25 protein-coding genes are annotated in these 21,469 nt (G+C 34.4%); all 25 read right to left on the reverse strand.

Going from position 1 to position 21,469, the window contains the following annotated elements:
• Positions 1-225: 225 nt before the first annotated feature.
• Positions 226-1,689, reverse strand: a complete 1,464-nt coding sequence (locus K7I13_RS07135; RefSeq protein ID WP_255949056.1) for a leucine-rich repeat protein — start codon at positions 1,687-1,689, stop codon at positions 226-228.
• 5 nt (positions 1,690-1,694) lie between these two features.
• Positions 1,695-2,051: a hypothetical protein gene (locus K7I13_RS07140; RefSeq protein ID WP_255949058.1), complete on the reverse strand. Its 357-nt coding sequence runs from the start codon at positions 2,049-2,051 to the stop codon at positions 1,695-1,697.
• A gap of 220 nt (positions 2,052-2,271) precedes the next feature.
• Positions 2,272-2,883 carry a hypothetical protein gene (locus K7I13_RS07145; RefSeq protein WP_255949060.1) on the reverse strand — a complete coding sequence of 204 codons (612 nt, stop codon included), beginning with the start codon at positions 2,881-2,883 and terminating at the stop codon, positions 2,272-2,274.
• Between the two features lie 379 nt (positions 2,884-3,262).
• On the reverse strand, positions 3,263-3,574 hold the full coding sequence (locus tag K7I13_RS07150) for a DUF1905 domain-containing protein (RefSeq protein WP_255949062.1): 312 nt from the start codon (positions 3,572-3,574) through the stop codon (positions 3,263-3,265).
• Positions 3,575-3,648: 74 nt separating this feature from the next.
• Positions 3,649-4,395, reverse strand: a complete 747-nt coding sequence (locus K7I13_RS07155; protein WP_255949064.1) for an alpha/beta hydrolase — start codon at positions 4,393-4,395, stop codon at positions 3,649-3,651.
• A 229-nt stretch (positions 4,396-4,624) separates the two neighbouring features.
• Positions 4,625-5,380, reverse strand: coding sequence for an NERD domain-containing protein (locus K7I13_RS07160; RefSeq protein ID WP_255949066.1), 756 nt, complete (start codon positions 5,378-5,380; stop codon positions 4,625-4,627).
• Positions 5,381-5,725: 345 nt separating this feature from the next.
• Positions 5,726-6,139: a VOC family protein gene (locus K7I13_RS07165; RefSeq protein ID WP_255949068.1), complete on the reverse strand. Its 414-nt coding sequence runs from the start codon at positions 6,137-6,139 to the stop codon at positions 5,726-5,728.
• A gap of 288 nt (positions 6,140-6,427) precedes the next feature.
• Positions 6,428-6,937: a class I SAM-dependent methyltransferase gene (locus K7I13_RS07170; RefSeq protein ID WP_369413732.1), complete on the reverse strand. Its 510-nt coding sequence runs from the start codon at positions 6,935-6,937 to the stop codon at positions 6,428-6,430.
• Between the two features lie 119 nt (positions 6,938-7,056).
• On the reverse strand, positions 7,057-7,413 hold the full coding sequence (locus K7I13_RS07175) for a DUF6713 family protein (protein ID WP_255949070.1): 357 nt from the start codon (positions 7,411-7,413) through the stop codon (positions 7,057-7,059).
• Between the two features lie 174 nt (positions 7,414-7,587).
• Positions 7,588-8,217, reverse strand: coding sequence for a DUF6273 domain-containing protein (locus tag K7I13_RS07180; RefSeq protein WP_255949072.1), 630 nt, complete (start codon positions 8,215-8,217; stop codon positions 7,588-7,590).
• A gap of 378 nt (positions 8,218-8,595) precedes the next feature.
• A complete protein-coding gene (locus tag K7I13_RS07185) occupies positions 8,596-8,985 on the reverse strand; it encodes a hypothetical protein (protein WP_255949073.1) in 390 nt (129 codons plus the stop codon).
• A gap of 289 nt (positions 8,986-9,274) precedes the next feature.
• Positions 9,275-9,970: a nucleotidyltransferase domain-containing protein gene (locus K7I13_RS07190; protein ID WP_255949074.1), complete on the reverse strand. Its 696-nt coding sequence runs from the start codon at positions 9,968-9,970 to the stop codon at positions 9,275-9,277.
• 379 nt (positions 9,971-10,349) lie between these two features.
• On the reverse strand, positions 10,350-10,694 hold the full coding sequence (locus tag K7I13_RS07195; protein ID WP_255949075.1) for a hypothetical protein: 345 nt from the start codon (positions 10,692-10,694) through the stop codon (positions 10,350-10,352).
• A 23-nt stretch (positions 10,695-10,717) separates the two neighbouring features.
• On the reverse strand, positions 10,718-11,032 hold the full coding sequence (locus tag K7I13_RS07200; protein WP_255949076.1) for a hypothetical protein: 315 nt from the start codon (positions 11,030-11,032) through the stop codon (positions 10,718-10,720).
• A 228-nt stretch (positions 11,033-11,260) separates the two neighbouring features.
• Complete coding sequence (locus K7I13_RS07205; protein ID WP_255949077.1) at positions 11,261-12,196, reverse strand: GNAT family N-acetyltransferase; 936 nt, start codon at positions 12,194-12,196, stop codon at positions 11,261-11,263.
• A 254-nt stretch (positions 12,197-12,450) separates the two neighbouring features.
• Positions 12,451-13,494, reverse strand: coding sequence for a nuclease-related domain-containing protein (locus tag K7I13_RS07210; protein ID WP_255949078.1), 1,044 nt, complete (start codon positions 13,492-13,494; stop codon positions 12,451-12,453).
• Between the two features lie 273 nt (positions 13,495-13,767).
• Positions 13,768-14,286 (reverse strand): DUF4145 domain-containing protein, encoded by a 519-nt coding sequence (locus K7I13_RS07215; RefSeq protein ID WP_255949079.1) that lies wholly within the window; start codon positions 14,284-14,286, stop codon positions 13,768-13,770.
• Between the two features lie 165 nt (positions 14,287-14,451).
• Positions 14,452-14,604, reverse strand: coding sequence for a hypothetical protein (locus tag K7I13_RS07220; protein WP_255949081.1), 153 nt, complete (start codon positions 14,602-14,604; stop codon positions 14,452-14,454).
• 242 nt (positions 14,605-14,846) lie between these two features.
• Positions 14,847-15,773: a hypothetical protein gene (locus tag K7I13_RS07225; RefSeq protein ID WP_255949082.1), complete on the reverse strand. Its 927-nt coding sequence runs from the start codon at positions 15,771-15,773 to the stop codon at positions 14,847-14,849.
• Between the two features lie 202 nt (positions 15,774-15,975).
• Positions 15,976-16,953, reverse strand: coding sequence for a Fic family protein (locus K7I13_RS07230; protein ID WP_255949083.1), 978 nt, complete (start codon positions 16,951-16,953; stop codon positions 15,976-15,978).
• A gap of 251 nt (positions 16,954-17,204) precedes the next feature.
• Entirely contained in the window at positions 17,205-18,497 is a 1,293-nt protein-coding gene (locus K7I13_RS07235) for an HNH endonuclease (RefSeq protein ID WP_255949084.1), read from the reverse strand.
• Positions 18,498-18,548: 51 nt separating this feature from the next.
• On the reverse strand, positions 18,549-19,094 hold the full coding sequence (locus K7I13_RS07240; RefSeq protein ID WP_255949085.1) for a hypothetical protein: 546 nt from the start codon (positions 19,092-19,094) through the stop codon (positions 18,549-18,551).
• Positions 19,095-19,126: 32 nt separating this feature from the next.
• On the reverse strand, positions 19,127-19,363 hold the full coding sequence (locus tag K7I13_RS07245; protein ID WP_255949086.1) for a hypothetical protein: 237 nt from the start codon (positions 19,361-19,363) through the stop codon (positions 19,127-19,129).
• A gap of 222 nt (positions 19,364-19,585) precedes the next feature.
• Positions 19,586-20,275 carry an HNH endonuclease gene (locus K7I13_RS07250; protein WP_255949087.1) on the reverse strand — a complete coding sequence of 230 codons (690 nt, stop codon included), beginning with the start codon at positions 20,273-20,275 and terminating at the stop codon, positions 19,586-19,588.
• A gap of 222 nt (positions 20,276-20,497) precedes the next feature.
• Positions 20,498-21,355 carry a DUF4238 domain-containing protein gene (locus K7I13_RS07255; RefSeq protein ID WP_255949088.1) on the reverse strand — a complete coding sequence of 286 codons (858 nt, stop codon included), beginning with the start codon at positions 21,353-21,355 and terminating at the stop codon, positions 20,498-20,500.
• Positions 21,356-21,469 lie beyond the last annotated feature (114 nt).

Consider the following 21,469-nt stretch of genomic DNA (forward strand, 5'->3'; position numbering starts at 1 on the left):
TATATTGCATCTAACATCTCGGGTGCATCAGGCGTTTGGCAGTGATTAATAGAACTTTGCGGGGCAAAGACCGTCACTGCACAATGTACTGAGGAAAGGCCTGGAAACAAACGTGACCAGGCCGTAGCGACACCCGAGGAGGCCCAAAGTGCCGCAGCAGCGCATATACGTTTTTTTAAACGAAGCTGTGTTAATACGGTATTCTTTTCACTTGTTTTCCGGCATTTATCTGGGACTATAATTCCAGCGGCTTAACCCTCCCAAAATAGAAGGAAGAGGCGCAAAAGCATAGATTCCTGCTAAACTATTGTTATCATAGTAGGCTCCTTTAAAATTAAGTTCAGGCTTAAATGGATATCCTTCGGAAGTTCTTATTATAAATGATTCATGCCCTATCAAGACATCACTGCCAATAGAAATTGTAGTAAGTCCATTTCGTTGAGGCACATTATTATAAAAGGCCCTGTCGCCTATAGATTTAATACTATCGGGGATAGTTACAGAGGTGAACTGATTATTTATAAAGGCTTCTTTTCCAATGGAAGTCACTGGTTCTCCCCAGAATTCGGCAGGAATTACAAGATTAAGTAATTGCTGAATTTGATTTCTATGTGATCTGGTAAATCCCTGCACAAGACCATTTTTTATTTCCAATACTGGCTGTGTGTATTCTTTCCACTTAGCGTCCGGTAAGGCGGCTATCCTTACCCGTGCGTTTTCCGGCGCGGCTCCATTCACCGAAGCAATACGGATGGTAATCATGTCACTTATATCATCTGCCTTGACATTATTGAACGTCACCGTATTAAAGTTGTTTTCATCATAATTACTCACAATCTCGTTATTCCTTTGGACAAAACTATAAGACGGCGTTAACCTGACCGTCTGCCGCCCAATGACCTTGTTTTCGTCATTTACCAGTTCAAACACAATTGAAAGATCATACCGCGAACTAAAGGGGTTTGGACTGCTCAAGCTTTGCCGGGGCCAGCTTCCGAACCCCCACTCGTTTTGTTTCCCGGTAGCGGTTAATCCGGCATAAACCGTGTTTACCGCCCGCGCAACCGAGTTAAGCCAGACCCAGTTAGCGCGCAGGTTTATGGGAAAGCTGAAACTGGTGGTTTCCGTTTGATAATTGATAGCCCCCCGTTCTATACCGGAAGAATAAAACAGCGAGTACGGCGGGTCAGCGTCAATGATCATACTACGGAAAAAATCCTCGGTTTCAGTAAGCCGGGCAAGCCACTCCCTGCGCCACGCAATATCATTGCGGGTATCCATACCAACATTTCCGCTCGAGATATTGGCGGAAATCACCAAAGAACGGTTCGCCGCTTCGGTAAGCGAGGAATCGAGGGTGGCGGCCTGGATGAAGTAACTCAGCGCCGCGACTTCGGTGCGGGCGGTAATACCCCGGGCAGTGGCTATCTGGGCACTTGCGTGGTTTTCCGGAGCCGCCCCGGTCAGTTCAATCCGTGCCTGGTCCGTTGGCGTAACGCCCAATTTTTGCAGCAGGTCCAGAGACGCCCGCCGCACACCGCTCAAGTTGTCAAGTTCCGCAAAGGTAAAGGTTCCCGAATATGAGGCTGCGGTCATTTTGTCGGCGGATTTTGTAATGCTGACCTGCAGGGCGTACCCGGTACCGGTTCTGGTAATGTTCCCGCCCATGATATAATCAGTGGGGGCCAAATGTCCTAAATCCCAACCTTCCCGGGCATCTTCAGAATAGTAGCCGGACAAGAGTTCGGTGTACTGGTCGTCAAGCCGCTGGCGGTCCAGAACTGATATGGCTGAGAACCCGGAAAAATTACTGACAAATTCCCCCTGCACCAGTGCGGGATATAGTCCTGATTTTCGGGAAGACCGGTTGCCTTGGGCGCGAGAATAGCGATACTGCTTCCCCTGCCGCCGTCCCCGGTGAAAAAAGGGCTTCCTGATACCTGCTGCGTACCGGAAGAAGCATCGTCCTGGGCTGCCGGCGCGGAACTCGTGCAGGTAGACAGAGAAAGCAACAAAAAGATACAAAGTGCCGCAAGAGCTGTTTTTTTCATAGTAAAACTCCTGTATTTCTGATGTGTACATACTTAGAGAACCATTATTGAAATGATTATACAACATATTTTTCAGGGTAAGGCTATAACTGTATTTTTTTTACAATAAGTACATAACCTTTCGTCTGATGTTCACCGGATACATGCTGTTAGGCGAGGTAAAATCTCGCTACTAAAGCTGCATTATAAAACACTCTAATATTTTATCTAAAAACCTTGTTTAGTTTTTTATATACGATATTATTCCAGCAGACCCTTCATAAAATATAAGCGTTGTACCATTATCAAATATATCAATGTCAGGTGTTTGTGTTCCCATTATTCTACCAGCATTCATCTGTAAGCGATTACCATCTCTCAGCCGCCATGTAAATGACACATTTTTGTTTCCTTTTGACATTATACCAGTCCCATCATCAAAAAATTCATACCTATCTGTAACATCACTTTCTGAAATAATAGTACTATGTGTACTCAATCGCCATCTTCCTACGAGGTTTTTTTCTATTATTCTTGAGCTGCCTTTTTTAGTAAATATAATTTTACCAAATTCATTATTAAGTGTAAGTGTATTATTATTTATGCTGAAAGCAAAAGTCTCAGAACCATAGCGTGCTGTTATTATTGTTATGTTATTTCCGCTTATGGTATAACTACCTTCAGTGCTACCAGCCGTACCCGTTATTGTTATATATCGATAACGGCCATTATTGAATACGCGCATAAAACCATTTTCATCAACCCATGTCCCATTAATAAGGGTATCTTGCCCAAAAACAACAATTGATAGCCCAAATACCAATATCCCAAACCAAAAAAATTTCTTTGCCATCTTTTTCTCCTTCACATTGGCAGCCAATGTTTTATGTGTATAAATTTATAAAACCTTTTCTTGGATTATTTTGAGAAAATAATTTTCTCAAAATTCCAAATTTTATTATATCAACCGTCCTGGGTGTATCCGACTTTGAGTGAGGTCTACTAAGCAAAGCCTAGCTTTGCAGACCAGTGAGTACAGCGGACGCTCGCGGATATATGCAGCACCCCATTCTTCATTTTTTATTCTAGTTTATATTTATTTTCATAATGATAATTTACCAAGAAAGGTAGTTTAATATTAACTCTTTAAGTATATATTAAAATATAGTACATCGAGATTTTTTAATCCTATTGCTATAATTAATTTTTGGAAAACACTTTCATTAATTCTGTTAAACCCAAATAATAATCTCTATCTCTTTATCAATTTCAATTTTCTCCTTTTTCCTGATTTCTGCTTTGAGAGGAAGCAAATAAGTATCATGCTTTGTGTCAAACCATATCGCAGTTTCCCATTCACTGTTTCCGATTTTTACTATTGTTTTCATCCGCCCCCAGCCTTCTTCCAAAAACTTAAAATTTTTTCTTATATCTTTTGCTAATTCCTTCGGAAGAAAAACAACATACCAGCCACACATATCGCCGGATGACGAATAGTGCAAAACTTTTGCTGAAAATTCATATTGTATTCTTTTGCTTTTCATTTTGATAAATCCTTTAAATATCCCACAATGATTATTAATTAATCAAATGGAATATTTTATCAATATTCAACTTTCTATATTATTTTAGTTAATTCATGTCCGGCTTTTTCAATTATTCTGTATTCATGTGGAATATGCAATGAATCCAGATATAAATGCATTATCTCATTATCACAAAAAAGTACATCCTCTGACCCTACATGCATTTTTATCCGCAATGTACCTTTTATTTTTTCTTTATTTTTATTGACCAGATTCAGAATGCCATCTTCTTTAAAATATCTTTCTTCGTTCAGCATATTATACAACTCAACCGCTTTACTTGGCGGCTCTCCAACACCTTTATAATCTTTATGATAATAAAGGTGGTACGTGCCTGCACACGCAGTTACTGAACCAAAAAGTCCGGGATATTTTACAGCATAATAAAACGCCATTCCGCCGCCCATGGAAAAACCTGAAATAGATCTATTGGGTTGGTTTTTATCTGCCCTATATTGATTTTCAATAAACGGTATAAACTCATTTATGATTATGTTCTCAACAGGTATATTTTCATCATTTTCAATATGCGGTGAATTATTTGGAAAAACAGTTATAGCCTGTTTATTTTTATAGATATCATTTAATATCCATATATCACTTGATTCATTATCAGTCCATCCGTGCAGGTGATAATGTACAGGATATTTTTTTTCATCATTTCCATAACCCGATGGTAAAAATATATTATAACCAAGTTCATGATTAATAACTTCGCTATAAAATGTTTTATGAATTACATTTTGGGGTAATTCTTTTGGAGGATTAATAAATTCCATTTAATTTTTCTCCTTGCTTTTTTAAGAGTTATTTAAGTGCAAATTCATTATTCTATCAATATTTTTATTTTATGTTTTCTTACCCCAATTTCACATAACGTTCCGGGTGTTTACAACATTTGCCGAGCACAATGGGCGCGAAGCTAATGTAGTTGAGCGAAGACACGGGAAGCGCAAGCTGACCTATCCGTTGCGTAAACACGTTGTTATGCGCCGTTGCTTCGTATTGTTATTCATTTAATGTAAATCTACAATTTGGATAATTTGAGCATCCATAAAACTTTCCATAAGGACCTTCTCGTATTACTAATACCCCGCCACATTTCGGACATATTTTATTATTAATCTTTTGTTCTTTTTCATACTTCTTTCCGTATATATTCTGAATATGTTTTGATTCTATGTCTTCTTCCTGTATTATATTCTCATTGATAATTGAAATAATATCTTCAAATTCCATTCTTGAAATGATTTTTTCATCTCTATAGAGCGAAATTATTCGGACAATTTGATGATCATATATTACAGGTGTCTCTGAAACTATATTTTTTAATTCGGCTGTTCCAGCAAAAACAATAATTGAGTAATATTTAATATTTTCAAAATTTGAAAGTATATATTTTAACGATTTTATATGTGCTAAATTTTGCTTTATTGGATTTCTGAATTTTTCTTTATTTTTATATATTACCTGAGTCCAATATTCTTGATTTTCTCTTCCAAAAATCCATCCACTAAAGTTTTTAGTCTCAATAATATATATTCCATAAAGAGAAACGACTATATGATCAATCTGAATGCTGCTATCTTTTATTTTTAAATAAATATTGTTAAAAACTCTGTATTCTTCATCCGGTAATTCTCTTAATCTTTTTGCAACTTTTGATTCTCCAAGTAAACCTTTGTATTCTGGAGTAGATATTCTTCTAATATATTTTGAAGCAAATATTATAGTTAATATAATAACTATTAGTATGACAATCATGAATATTTCCATAATGGCCGTCAAGGGTTATTTCTTAAAAGCCATTTAAAGTGCAATGTCGCATAACATCCCGGGCGTATCCGCCGTTTGTCGGCGGCTAATAGGGCTTGCGCAGCAAGACCAGAGCTGACAAAATGTGCCGGTGTGAGGCGTGGGCGGCGCCAGTCGACCTAGCCAAACGCAGCCCAGTGACGAAGCGTATCCACGCTGCGGTGCGTAGTGGTGGAGTATCTTACCATTTTATTTTTCAAGCAATTGTAAAATGAGTTATCCGCCCATTAAAATAGTGCAGAGCATGCTTATTAACTAGTAGTATATTAAGCCAATTTTGCCTACACCCTAAATTTATTCTCCCTGCCCTCTGCTTCCAATTTCAAGCAGATTACCTTCAGGATCAGCAACATAAAAATTTCGTATGCCAAACGGAAAGGTTACAGGGTCACCTGTAAATGACTTTACTCCAAGTGTTGTTAATCGCTCGTATTCTCTGTCAACATCCGAAAATTTTGGAAGCCAAATGCCTATTTCCATTGTCAGGTTAATTCCCTCCGGTGGGTAATAGGACACACCTACTGCTTCTGCAAAAGCTTTTCGGTCATACATAAATAATGATAACGGACCACTGTTTGTTTTAAACTCAGCAAATAATCCACCATCCCAGTCGGCTTCAAATTCCATGATGTCTCTATAAAACGAAACCATCTTTTCGATATTTTGAACAAACAGACCTATACCAACATTAACATTCATTCCATTCATGAGCGTTCCTCCAGAAATCATAATTTTTTGTTTTTAATATTGTTATTCTATTATTTTGACTATAGTTTTTTATTATTCTTTTATGTTGATACAAATTCAGTCACCATTGCGCATAACGTTCCGGGTGTATCAGCCGTTTTGGCAACCCGAATAAGGTCTTGCGTAGCAAGACCAGAGCCGGCAAAGTGTGGCATGGGGAGTGCTAGCTGACCCAGGCGAAGGGAAGCTAGCACCGGCAGCCGCGCCCGCGACTATACGCTGTTATGTGATGTACCACTTTTATAACGTTTATTTCTTATTTCCTGCTATTATACAGTATGATTTCTTTTTTGTTATTTCTACAATATCAAGTATTCTCATTCCATTTTCTTCGGTGATTTTTCCTATTTCTTCAATAGTATATTTTTGAAATCCATATTTTGTATATATTATTTTATCCAGAAATTCCTTTGTGTATATTATATTTAGGAATATACCATCAGGTTTCAAAATCCGTTTTATTTCAGAAAAACTCTTTCCCAATTCATTCCAAAAATATATCGTATTTATTGTGTATATTCTGTCAAATGTATTTGATTCAAATTCCGTTTCTTGGATGCTTTCCAATGATATTCTTAAATCACGATTGCGTATCAGTTGCTCATTCTTTAAGAAAACTCTATCGAACATATCTTTTGATACTTCTATCCCATACATTTTTATTGGAATATTCAGCTTATATAGTTTTTTTAATAAATATCCATTACCAAAACCAATATCTAAAATAACATTATTTGGTTCCAGATTTATATTTTTAATATCGTTTTATATTGTTTTTGATTCATAATATTCATTATTTTGGTCGATATTTTTCCACCAATCCCATTAGGCTGTGCAAAATTATCTCCAACATATTTTATGAATCTTTTAAACATTATTTATATTCCAATAATTCCCATGATAATTAGCAGAAGCCCAGAAACCATATTTCCGATGATAATTACATTTGAAATTGGTTTGTTAAAAGATTCTTTTTTATTAATTATAATCTTATGTATCACAAAGGGAATAAAACCAGATATTCCAGCTATTATTGATACTATGAATCTTGTTTGTGGATATTGAATGATACTATACGCGCCATAGAAAAAAGCAAATATTATGGGAATATGAAAAAGTAAAAATCCAGTTATTTTTCCCGGCAATTTAAGTATTTCCCATTCTTTTTCATAACCAGATTCTATTTCATGTAAAATCAAGAAGGTGGCATTTAATATATAGATATATATCAACATAACAGCTCCTATATTAAACTTTGTATTTCACCAATATGTCAGAACATTTTTTCGGACATTTTGTGGTATTTCACCTAACGTCCCGGGTGTATCCAACGTTTGGGCGGCGCTGCGTTAAACAGTCCTGTTAGGCGAAGCATGAGCGTACACTATATCTAATTTTTATTATATATTTTACAAGTCCAGCTTCAGCCACAAAGCGGGTCGAACGCCGCCCCTATTATCGCCGTTTGAAGGATGAAAAACAGAGGTGATGTTGCATAAGAAAATATTGTTGCCTTGGATACCTATGTTACCATCACCATGGACATATACGGCTTTCACATTAACGCGGCCGGGTGACCGAAGCCACCACCACCATATATAACCATCAAATATTGATATTCGCTTGCTGTTGTTTTCATCTTTTCTCTGAAACCAATATTTTTGATTTTTACCTCGATTTTGCAGTTTCTTGCTGCTATCACCGAAATATTTACATACAACATCCTCAATGGATAATAAAAATATATTATCTTTCGTATCTTTCCCGCCTTTTGTACCATACCAAGGATTACCAGGATTTTTATTCAATACCGAAATTATTTTTGATTTATCAGTTTCGCTGAATTTATCATAAAATTCACCGTTAAGATATTTTCTTAATTCACAGTCAGCCCATGTTGTATCTTTATAAACATCATGATAAGCGCGTAGTTCTACTATCTCTTCGGTTATAATCAAAGCTGTGTCTTTTTGTCTGTCAAGCACACGCCAATTATAACCACCGAATGAGATTATTGAGCCAATTTTATATTCATCCATGAATTTACCCTTAAATCATAAACATATTCTGAATCGATTTATACTATTATTTCTTAACATTTTATCATAAACTTACCACTCAATTTAGCATATATTGCGTCTAACGTCCCGGGTGTATTCGACGTTGGGCAACAGCGAAAAATACGAGATAGAATATTCCAGAATCAGTTTTTTTAGTTTTTACAAAATCTCACAATCCGGTTTAATAAACTCAACAGAAAATGGCTGCCGTTTTATTTTCATAAATACAAACAATCCGCTTTAATTAAAATATCAAAAGATTTTTCTTATGCTTTCATAAAATGAAACTGTCATTTTTAAGAAATCATTCCGTTATGTGTTTCTGCGAACAAATAGAACGACCTTCCCCTTTTTTATTTATATAATCCGTTTAATCTTTGCCGCTATCCAAGGGGCAAATCCAATAAAAATCACAACCATTAACCATAAATTTCCGGTTGTTATATTATAGGCGCTTATTATTTCAGTAATTGTGTTTCCCATTACTAAATCTAAAACTGTTTCAAAAGTAATGGTTAATACAATCCATAATAGTCCTATATATAAATATGTTTTTGATGTTCCTTTTCCTAGCTTTGGAATAAAAATAAAGGAAACGATGAAAATAAGACAACAAAGAATTAAACCACTAATAGGATTGGCGTATTTAATTCCAATCAATGGTTCAATAACTAATTGCCGTAAAGCACCATTGATAATGGCCAATGGAATAATTGATAACCAAATTAACAATGATTTTTTTATCACCAGATAAATACCTTTTGTTTCCTATTTTTAACTATGTTCAAAAAATTTCACATACCGTCTCGCGTGTATAAGACGTTTGACAGCAGCTAATAAGGACTTGAACAGCAAGGCCGCTGCTGTCCAATATTCCGAAGTGAGGCGTGGGAACGAATGCGACCTAGCCGAACGCAGGACAGCGAACAAGGTGAGCGCCCGCGGACACACGCTGTTAAGCGAAGCACCCCGTACTCTATTTTTTTACAGATTTTATGAATATGTTTTCATTTTTAGTTTTTATTACAATAACTATCTATTCATTCAAAATCATTAATTCATCAATCCGCCTGTTTCCATCAGGGTATGCAGCTTTAAGAGCATGTATCAACCATTTTAAACTCTCTTTTGATAGAAATGGTGTGGTGATTTTCCAATCAATGTTTGTTTTCTCTCTGTGATAATCGGATTCAATATATGCCGGATTTGCGGTTATGAAAAGTATTATTTCTGGGGCAAGATATGGTATATCTCCAGCATATAAAATTGCTTTCCCAAGGTCCCTTAGTATATTTTTCTCTTTATCACACACAAAACTCCCGTCTTTTTCTGTATTAAATATTATTTCGAAAAAATCAAAATTTAATTGTTCTTTATTGGTAATTTCAAAATTAAAAACCTGATCTGCACCACGTTTTCGCCTTACATTAACAAGCGTACTATCAGGTTTAATTACCCATAAACAGAGAGCATTTAATACTTTTTCATCATTTGGGTCAGTTATGAGCAACAGGTTATCAGGATTATGCGTCGGCTCGTAAACATTCCAGCCTTTAGATAATATATAAGCGATGATGCTTTTTCTGTCTTCATTAAATACAGTTATGTCGATATCGGAGTGAGGCCGGTTTTGTGTTTTTGTAAATAACTCAAGTGCATATCCACCACAAAAGGCGTACGTATATTTGAAATCATCAAGAAATTTTTGGCATTCCAATATTAACTGATTCAAAATAATCCTCTAATAATGCAAAAAATAAATACTATTCACCTTATCGCGCATTTTTACTTAGCACAATTGGTTTTAGTTTCTCATACTTTATCATTTTCATCATGTCAAATTTATTATCAATAATTTTATCCAATATATTCAAACCAAGCTTAGGAACTATTTCGCTTAACGTCCCGGGTGCATCCGACGTTTGACAGCAGCTAATAAGGACTTGCGCAAGCAAGGCCTCTGCTGGCCAATCTGCTGGAGTGAGCCGTGAGAAGCGCAGCTGACCTAGGCGAACACTGGCCAGCAAACGTAGTGTGCGTCTGCGGATACACGCTGTTAGGCGCCGTAGAAATATTTACCATTTATTTTTTGATGGTATTTTTATACTATTCTATATTTCTTCACCAAGTAATATTTTTGGCATCGTTATTAAGCATTTTGTCCATCTTTTATAATATTTTTCCAGTCCAATTTTCCCTAACTTTGAATGTGCTTCCGGACTATCCATTATAAGATGAAGCATATATGTAACTTTACCAACATAACGGGTTAATTTTAATATTGGGTCCCCTGCTTTTACGGCATTAAAGTCTTTTTGACGATGATTTCTTTTTATATAAAATACATCAATAACACCATCTTGGCTTTTATAAAATTCCTTTACTTCTTTCATTAATTGTTCAATTTCGTCCTGTTTATCTATCTTTGCTTCGTAAATACAAATTTCATGAAACATAATTTGCCCTTTGAATATATTTTTTACAGAAAATGTCCGGCTATTCCAATTAATGTTCCTAAAATTATTGAATTTGCAGTTATTATTGCAACTGATTTTTTGTCATTTATTGATACGATTAATACTATTGGCAACGAAAATGCTAATGAGATTAATCCTCCTTGCAACCACCAGATTACATATGGCAGATCTATGTTTAGAATAATGATTGATAAAAACAGATATTGTAAGAAAGCGGAAATTGTCGCCCTTCTATCTAGTTTTTTTACTATCATTGGAATGATGTCAATCATTCCAGCTGCAAGTCCAATTAAAACTGATAACAAAAGCCTATCCATACTATAACCTCTCATTCGATATTAACATTTTTTTACTGTTTAATCTATCCCGGTTCCTATGTCGCCTAATGTTACAGCTATACAACGTTGCCTGAGCGCAACCGGCGCGAAGGCTATGTGGTTGAGCGGAGGCGTGGGAACGAACGTGACCTAGCCGTAGCGAAACCCGAGCACCGACCGTAGGGAGGGCGCAGCGTATAGCGTTTGTCAGGCGCAGTAAATCCGTTTTTATGTATTTGCATCTTTATTTACTGTTCGCCTTACCGACAAAATTAATGGATTAAAATTTTTATTCCAAAATCTATTTGCATACATATTTGCAGTCTCAAATGTAACAAAAACATATTCTATTGAATTCTTAATACAATAATTTCTTATTTTATTTAATAATGCTTTCCCTATACCTTTATTCCGGTATCTTGAATCTATAAATATTCCTAATGGACTAATAGAACCAGTTTCCGGGATTGATAACTCCTCAACATCATATTTTTTATTTATATTAATGTTTATAAATCCAATAGGTTTATCTTTATCCCACGCAATAAATATTGGGGCGTTTTTTATTAAATCACTTATTTCATCCTTTGTAATTATTTCTCTTTTTAAAAAGATAGGTGAATCTTGATAAAAAGATCGTGATTCTTCAACGAGGTCATATAATAAACCACATTCCTTTATTGTTGCTTGTGTTATTTTATATGGATTATTAACAGTTTCAAATGAACCAATCCTCAGACATGCGTTTCCAACATATGCTCCAAATCCCATATTGTAACTCAAATTCTGCAATATACTATCTTTATAATAAATCATCCACTGATGATTATATGTATCATTCTTGACCCACTGTTTTGAGACATAATTGTATAATGCTGAATAAATGTTCTCTTTATCAATTCCTTTTCCACAATGTCCAATTATAGGGCAGAATGCTGTTTTTTCGTTATGAAAGTTAAAATAAAGCCAAGAAAAATAACCCAGAATATTATTAGCATTATCTTTGAGGACAACTGCACTTTTATTTCTCACTCGGTCATTTAGATAATTTTCTATACTTTCTTTTCCACCTGGGAAAAAATTTGGCATTTTGTCTTCATTATAATAATCCAGATAATTTTCATACCATAAATCTATTGATTCATGTATATCTCCTTTATTCATTTGAAAAATCATCATTGTCTCAAGTTTCTCCGTTGATTGCTGCTTAATATTTTGTTAACCACGTTTAGGATTTATTGCGCCTAACGTCCCGGGTGTATCCGACGTTGGACAGCAGCTAATAAGGACTTGCGAAGCAAGGCCGCTGCTATCCAATGTGCCGGAGTGAGGCGTGGGAAGCGCAAGCTGACCTAGACGAACGGAAGCCAGCGCCAAAGACGCGTCCGCGGATACACGCTGTTATGTGCAGTGCGGTACTATGTTATTCTATTAACAAGAAATTTTATTTGACGATCATTAAGGACTATTGGTCGTTTAATAATATAGTTTATGAAGTTTGATTCCGTTAATATTTTTACAAATTGAAATTGTTCGCTTGTCGTTGAATTCATCATTAATAATATATTTGATACAGATAATTTTGTTTCTCCCCAATTATTTGAAAATACTGCTGGTTCCTCTTCTCGAATAATATTATTTAGAATAACAAATAACGCAAAACTACCACGCTTTAATTGTTTAATTGGAGAAAATAAATCCCTATTTTCTATTGATTTTTGACTCCAATACTTTGTTTCGATGACATATATTCCAGTAGGGCCAATTACTATATGGTCTAACTGAATCGAGAATATTTTGTCATTCTCCCTTCTATTGAATAGTGGTGGGTAGAAAGATTTACGGAAGTCATTAATAATATAGTATTGATCTGGTAATCTTTGCATTACGTTAATAGCTTTTATTTCACCAATACTTCCATAAATCAAAGGGGCAAGATTGTCTAATTCAGTAACGGTATATTCAACTTCTTCTATAAGAGGCTTTGATCTTTGATGTATTTCGTCATTTTGGTTATTTGTTAAATATACAATTCTACCTTCGCACTCTTTAATCTTATCCGAATATTTTTTTATTGCTTCTTTAACTATTTTATTAATGCTTGATTCTAAATAGGTTAATTTTTTCTTTGTGAAATATTTTCGGATCTTAGAAAATAAATTATTATGCGTACTTTTAAGTATTGAATTTAATTCTCCAATCTGATCTAGGATAAGAGTATGTTGTTCTATTTTTTGTTTATTATATTCATCTTGAAGGGTCTTACTTTCATTGTTTAAATTCTCTATTTCCTCAATAATTTCAATTGTTTTTTTATTTTTAATACTCTCAATTTCACTATGATAATTTCTCTTATAATCTATTATCTCATGAATTGACTTGAACCTGAGAATAGATTTATCTCTTAATGTTTCAAATAGATCTGTTACCGAACCTGAATCATTAAAAACATTTTGATTCATTAGTGTTCTCCAATCAGTATAAGCTTGAGACATCAATAATTTATTCAATCAGAAAAGTACTGCCGAAAACATCCGTCGTACCGGTCCGCATTGCACATAACGTCCCGGGTGTATCCGACGTTGGACAGCAGCTTATAAGGACTTGCGTAGCAAGGCCACTGCTGTCCAATGTGCCGAAGTGAGCCGTGGGAAGCGAAGCTGACCCAGGCGAACGCAGGCCAGTGAGCGCAGCGAACGTCTGCGGATACACGCTGTTAGACGAAGTGCGAAAACTTAGTATACAGTTTTTATTACTTTTTCGACTCCAAAAATCATTTCATCTATTTCATCAGATGATGGTTCTTTTTCTTTATTATGGCTACAAAGATTTCTCAAATCAGTTAAGTGTTGTATTTTCCTCCAAGTAGGCACATCAATAACATCGTTCTTCTTAAGTAAATCATTTACATCTGAAATACATATATTCTTTTTTTCAAAAGGTATATTATGATCTATACAAACAGTTTTTAAGTGCTTTTCTAATAAAACTCCTACAATTACCCCAGCTGCTCTAAAATAACTATTTTTTAATAATTCCTTTGCTTCATCTATCTCAGAATCAAAAAGATCTGCCTGTGCAACTTTTCTAATATCAAATATTATGTTATCGAATCTTGTAAGAGACGATTCCAATATTCTTATTTGTAAATTTAACTTTTTACTAATTACATCAATTTGATCGAAAACGCTATTCATAATATTCATTTTATCGAAAATATCCATATAGGTATTATATGAACGTTCAATAAGCATCGATGAATTTAAACCACTTAACCAATCTTGAATTGTATATGAAGTAGCATCTATACTTTTTCTATTTTGATTGGATAAATAATATTACATAAATTCATCCAATCTATCAGGAATCAATTGTCTAACCAAAGCTACTGCTTGTGAATACCATGTTTGATAATAAGTTTATATATCATATTTTTTTAATTCATTAATAACTTCATCATTATATTTTCTATTTTTTTCTGGATCAAATTGAATATAAATACTATTTATCATAAGTTCAGCATTTCTAATCAGTTCAATTATTTGTTGTTTCATTTTTTCAAAATTATTCATTTTATTTCCTTCTTTAACTTATATTCATCAATATAAATTAACCATGCTGTTTTCGCATTTCGTCTAACGTCCCGGGCGTATCTGACGTTGGACAGCAGCTAATAGGACTTGCGCAAGCAAGGCCGCTGCTGTCCAATGTGCTGGAGTGAGCCGTGGGAAGCGCAAGCTGACCTAGGCGAACGGAAGCTAGCGAACGAAGTGAGCGCCCGCGGATACACGCTGTTAGATGCAGTTGTGCTGTTTTACGGTTTTAAATACTTTTTTATTATTAATCCAAGTTCTCTCATTCCTTGTATAAATATTTTTATCTCGTCTTCTGACAGATTATATCTCATTCCAAGCTTATCAGAATATCCATCTAGTTTCTTTATAAAATCTTCATCAATAACGCCCATATTATGTTCATAAATATGTCTCACTTGAAACATTTTAAAAATAAATTGGTAATTTGAATGACTGTTACTAATAATGTTTCCTGTGCAATCGTCAAGAGCATTTAAGTTTTGAAATATATTTTTAGGGCGTTCTGGAAAAATATTTTGAACTTTCTTTCTTAATTCTTTACCTAAACCATCAAAGGCCGAAATACAATCAAAAAGAATAAATTTATATGAATCCATACGAATATCGTTTGGTATTTCTGGCTTCAAAAAAATAAATAATTTTTTCTCTGTAATATCTAATGATTTATCATATATTAAAAAAGCATTTAATTCTGCACAATCAGGACAACGTGCAAAGACTCCATAAACAGCAAATTCTAATCCACAAGAATCGCACACAATATATGTTTCTAATTCTTTTTCATTATAATATTTAATAGGTAATTCAAGTTTTTCATTAGATACTTTGAATTTAAATTTAATTAAACTATTTCTTGATTTTCGTTCCAAATCTTTGAATGTTTTGTTTAATTTATCAAATGAAGGTTGTAAATATTTATTAATAACCTGATTTAATGCAACACTTTGAGCATATTCAATTTGAGCTTTTGTCCAAAAGGTATTACCATCTCCTTCATAATCACAATATGGACAATGGCAATGTTTTGTCGGCAAGCCAGTTCCGGGTTTTAATTTAAAATAGCGTTCACATTCCAAACATTCTCTTCCGATAAATCCATTATCATCAAGTGGGATATCAACTGGTATTTCCATTTTATCATTCATCTTTTTTCTCCGTCAGCACAATTGCATCTAACGTCCCGGGTGTATCCGACGTTTGGCAGCAGCTAATAAGGACTTGCGCAGCAAGGCCGCTGCTGCTAAATGTGCCAGAGTGAGGCGTGGGAGCCTTTAGACGACCTAGCCGAACGTAGGCCAGCGCCGAAGGCGTGTCCGCGGATACACGCTGTTAGACGTAGTGCCCAGTTTACGTATCGGCCTTCTTCTTATTTACTTTTCTATATTTTGTCATTCTACCCGTTCCAGTAGATTCTATTATCTCATCTTCCAATAATTGCTTTAAATCCCTACTTGCCGTTGCTGTAGATATTCCTTTGTTAATTTTCATATACTCTTTTCTGTCAAACCAATCAGTCAGCTGGGAAAGCGCATACTCAATCCGCTTTGAATAATCTATATTTGGAACATTTGTTTCTTCAATAGTTTCTCGCAATGATTTATTTATAGCATCTAGCATAAATTCAATAAATATTGTCGATGAACCACTGTTATCTGATTTTTCTAATGATTTATAATATTCTTCCTGATGATTTTTTATCGTTTCTTCTACTGGTACATATTCAAATATAGGATTTGCATCCATTAAAAGCCGTGTTTGCCAAAATCTTCCCATTCGTCCATTTCCATCTTCAAATGGATGAATAAATTCCATTTCATAATGAAAAACACAGCTTTTTATTATATCTAAATCTTTATCTTTTTTTATGTATTCAAATAAATCCTTCATGAGATCCGGAACCATATTATAGCCGGGAGCTATGTGAGTAACTTCCTTTTCTTTAATAATTCCAACTTGGGAGTTTCTGAACTTTCCAGGATTATCTACTAATCCTTCCATCAATATTCCATGAGCTTTTAAAAAATCCTTCATGGAATAAGGCTTCAATTCATTTAAGTGTTGATAGGCTTTTATAGCGTTTTGGACTTCTAAAATATCTTTTTTTGGTCCAACAATCCGTTTATTATCTATCAAAGCTGAAACATGCTCTATTCCTAGAGTATTGCCTTCAATGGCTAATGAGGAATAAATCGTTTTTATACGATTTTGTCTCCTTAATTTAGCTTCGGGCTTCACAAGTAAAAGACTTTTACTCATTCCAAGAGCTTCAGTAATCTGACCATATAAATATAAAATCGTGTTGGTAATTTCATACGGTGGTTTCATATGCACATGATAGCATCAAATGATACTATCATCAAGTCATTATTTTACAGAAACGTCTGGGCATTACGTCTAACGTCCCGAGTATATACGACGTTTTGACAGCCCGAATAAGGGCTTTGCACAGCAAAGACCAGGGCTGGCAAAATGTGCTTGAGTGAGCCGTGGGAGGCAAAGCCGACCTAGGCGAACGCAAGCCAAGGAGCGAAGCGACGAAGCGTATATACTGTGTTATGTGCAGTGCCCAATTTTTATCAGTAAGGCCTAAAGTTCGTTCTCATTTCATCCAATTGAACTAATAGTCTACTACTTTTATTTCCGGTTTTATAAAGCAAAAAATCATAATATGAAATTTCAACACAATATTTAATTATAGGTATTACAATATAAACTGTATTTAGATACTTTGTAAATTTCTTATAAATATCTCCATCAAAGTTATTAACTAATTCTATTCCAATTATATTATTATAAATACTTAAACATAAAATAATTTTATTGTTAGTTGAATGAAAAGATATTACAATTCCACCTTTCCATGAAAATTGATCCAAAGGTGCTATTTCAAATGATTTAAAAAAGTTAAGTATAAATAAATTATTATCAGAACTTTTATTCCATAATGTATTATATAGATCTTTATATGAATCTGTTTCTAAAAAAGAAGGGCCTAAAATATTATAGGCTAAACCAATACCTATTTTTGCAAGGAGTCGATTTTCAAAATCAATATTTACAAAAAATTTTTGACTAATTAATTGGCCATCTTCCTTAATTGGGTATTTTATAAAAAAATCATCAACGATATTTTGAATATAAGTATTTGGTTTGTCTCCAACAATTGAATAATTTTCTTCATCACGAAAGGTTATATTATTTATATATCTTTTAGCCTTTTTGAAATGTCGTACAAAAGCCCTTAATCCTAATAAAAGTTTATCTTGGCTTTTCTGCATATTTATGAATATTGCTATTCCTGGTCTTTTTCGCAATTGTTTTGGATCGCCTCCTGCTAAATCATCAAATTCAAAAGAAGATTTATTATGAATATGTAATATTCTACTACCGCATGGGCTACCCCATAGTTCGCAAATATATTCATTTCCAATGTTTAGATTATCTATTTTTCCCCAATAAATTAACGGAGCATCATTTGTTTTATCTATTCTTAAATATTCATAACTACCTAATGCACAATAAAATTTATAAATCCAACTTCTAGCAAATCGAGAGTCGACATGAAGCCCAAGATTGTTATTACATTTTTTGCATACATCATGAGTAATATTTAAGTCTATTAATAAATTTTTAATTAATGTCTCTGGTATTATATGTTCTTTAGAAAATTCTGTTCTATCTTTACGCTTATTACAATAAATGCATTTCTTTTGAGTTAGGGTATTCATTATTTTTGTCCATAGTAAAACAGGCTTGGGCATTGCACATAACGTCCCGGGTGTATCCGACGTTTTGACAGCCCAAATAAGGGCTTGCGCAGCAAGACCAGGGCTGGCAAAATGTGCTGGAGTGAGCCGTGGGAAGCGCAAGCTGACCTAGGCGAACGGAAGCCAGCGCTGTTAGGTGCAGTTGGCATGCTTTTACATTGGCTCCAATGTTTTTCTAGTCTTCATATACTGGTCATCATTATTAAAGACTGCAAATATTTCTGAGAAATAGGGAATATCAAATAAATTTTCATGCATTATTTTATTTTGTAATTTTTTCAATGATTCAATAAAAAAGCGCATTATACGAAATACATATAATTGTCTATACGGAGCAACGGCATCATTAATTCCAGTTCGCATACTTCCATCTAATACAGTATTAATATCACTGCCATCTTCCGCAGTATGTCTAACCACTGTAAAAGATGAAGTCATCATATCGATTAACCTAGCATTGTTTTCAATTGTTTCCTTTTTTCTTTCAGAAACACTATTATTATATAAATACATATCTACATCTTTATACCACATATTTATTGGGTCATCATATGTACGAGAATTAACAATTAAATCTATATTTGAGTATCTATCTCCTTTAGCAAATCTTGATAAGATATTTAAAATATTTTGATACAATTCTTTATTTAAGTCTTGCATATAATTATATTTGAAAGAATATTCTTCTTTTATATCCATTATTTTTTCATAAATTGTAATGATATCATGCCCTATATTTTTTTCATATATTCCAAGTTTGGAAAAGATGAATTGTTCTTAATTCCATAATCAAGAATAAGTGATAACTTCCCTATTCTTTCTAAACCTGTTGATATGCTAGTAAAAGCTTGAAAGTATATACCTCGTCTTGCATAATTCGCTTTTCTAATTTGGGTATATCCTGCACAAAGCATTTCACAAGTAAATTGGGCTTCTTTTAATAAAGCATCAAAAACATCATTATACATTTAAAACCTCTCTTGCCAATTGCACCTAACGTCCCGGGTGTATCCGACGTTGGACAGCAGCTAATGAGGACTTGCGCAGCAAGGCCAATGTGCCGCAGTGAGGCGTGGGAGCCTTTAGGCGACCTAGCCGAACGTAGGCCAGCGCCGATAGGCGCGTCCGCGGATACACGCTGTTAGACGACGTGGACATTTAGCTCCCGTATATTATTTTTCTCACGTCTTCTATACTAAACCATTTATTTTTTTAACAATCAATTTGTGTATCATCTTATGACAATTTGCGCATAAAAATGCTATATCAGATATTGATGTAAGCTTTTCTTTAAAAGCAGAAAGTGGTTCTATATGATGACATTCATAAATTGAATACATTATATCTTTGTCATTACTTACAGGCCTTAAACCACATATCTCACACATTACAGAATCATGTTTTAATAAATATTCTATTTTTTTCTCACGCAACTTAGGAGATCGTTCTCTTCGTTTATGTAATTCTGTTATTATTCGTCCTTCATTAAAATATTCATCATCTTCAATAATTTCTGTTTCATTCTGGATTATAACAATTCCTTTTCTAATATCTTCAGCAAGTTTCTCGACTAGGTGTTTATTATTTCCATATTCATTCCAAATAGCTTTATCCATTTTGGATGTATGGTCTAAACCTTTTCCAGTTGCAACCTGTCGAATATTTTGAAGCTTAAATACAACCCCGTCAGGATTTCTAAAAGAAGGATTCTTTGCTTCATTTATATGAAATGGATAACTCCGGAGTTCATTTGAAAAATTAACTATTCTTTCATCATTTGCCGAGCGAATTTTTCCATCTAATTGAAAATATAGATTTAAAACCAATATTGTCTCGTCTTTTGTCCAATGAGGATTCCCATGCCCTGTGGTTACTGCCATTTAATGCCCTCTCATTTTTTACAGAAAAGTTGTCCATGTCGTCTAACGTCCCGGGTGTATCCGACGTTGGACAGCAGCTAATAAGGACTTGCGAAGCAAGGCCGCTGCTGGCCAATGTGCCGAAGTGAGGCGTGGGAAAGAGCGTAGCGACTGACCTCGCCGAACGTAGGCCAGCGCACGGAGTGCGCGCCCGCGGATACACGCTGTTATATGCAGTGCACCCTATTTTGTGATAAATTTCTTTATCAGGTTTTCTTTATTTGAATAAATTTGGTTTTGAGATATTTCATAAACCTTATTGTTCAAGTAATTTGCCCTATCAATATTTATTGGTATAACTTCTTTATCCGTCTCTGCAATAATAATAGCAATATTCGGTGTAACTGGATAATAAAGCACGAGTTCCTTTGCCGGCTCTCCAGTATCGAAGAAATTCGATTTTAGATTTATAATTGGCTGATCACCGGTGATAAAACTCTCTTGTGTATTATTTTCTAATAAGAATATTTTTGACTTAGAATATGCCCAATTCCCAATTGTATCAGCGGTTAATAATGACATTGCTCGTGCAAAAACATCCGGTCGAACAGTATCAGGGATATTTTTCCGGAAATCCTGAATTTCAAATAATCTCATTATATTATTTCTAATTTTATTTGTTCTAGAATATTGAAATCCTAAATAAGTACTAAAATTCAATCTTTCAGCTTCTTGGTCAAAAAATGTGCAATCTTTTTGATATAATTTATTAATTGAGAAAATAGCCCTTTCTTCAATTTTTGTATGATAATCTTCTATCCCTTGCTTTCTTGATTCTATTGAAACGCCAGAAGAAAAGATATAAAGATTTAGCATATCTTTTATTGTTCTATGTGCTGTTGGATGTAATTTACTAATATAAATATTTAATAAATTCAACTCATCACTATTTAATGGTAACGCTTCATAAAAATAGTTCTCCTGTCCTATATTCTCTAACGCAGTGAAGAAAAGTTTATTTTCCCTTAAACACCATATTTTATCTTTGTCTGTCCAAGGTTTTAAATAATTCCGCCATATATAATGTTGACTTTTCTTCATTTGTTTTCCTTTTTGGGTGCATTGCATATAACGTCCCGCGTGTATCCGACGTTGTGCAGTGGCTAATAGGGCTTTGCGTAGCAAAGATCGCCACTGCACAATGTGCCGGAGTGA

The sequence above is a fragment of the Brucepastera parasyntrophica genome, from assembly GCF_022376835.1.
Lineage (GTDB): Bacteria > Spirochaetota > Spirochaetia > Treponematales > Treponemataceae > Brucepastera > Brucepastera parasyntrophica.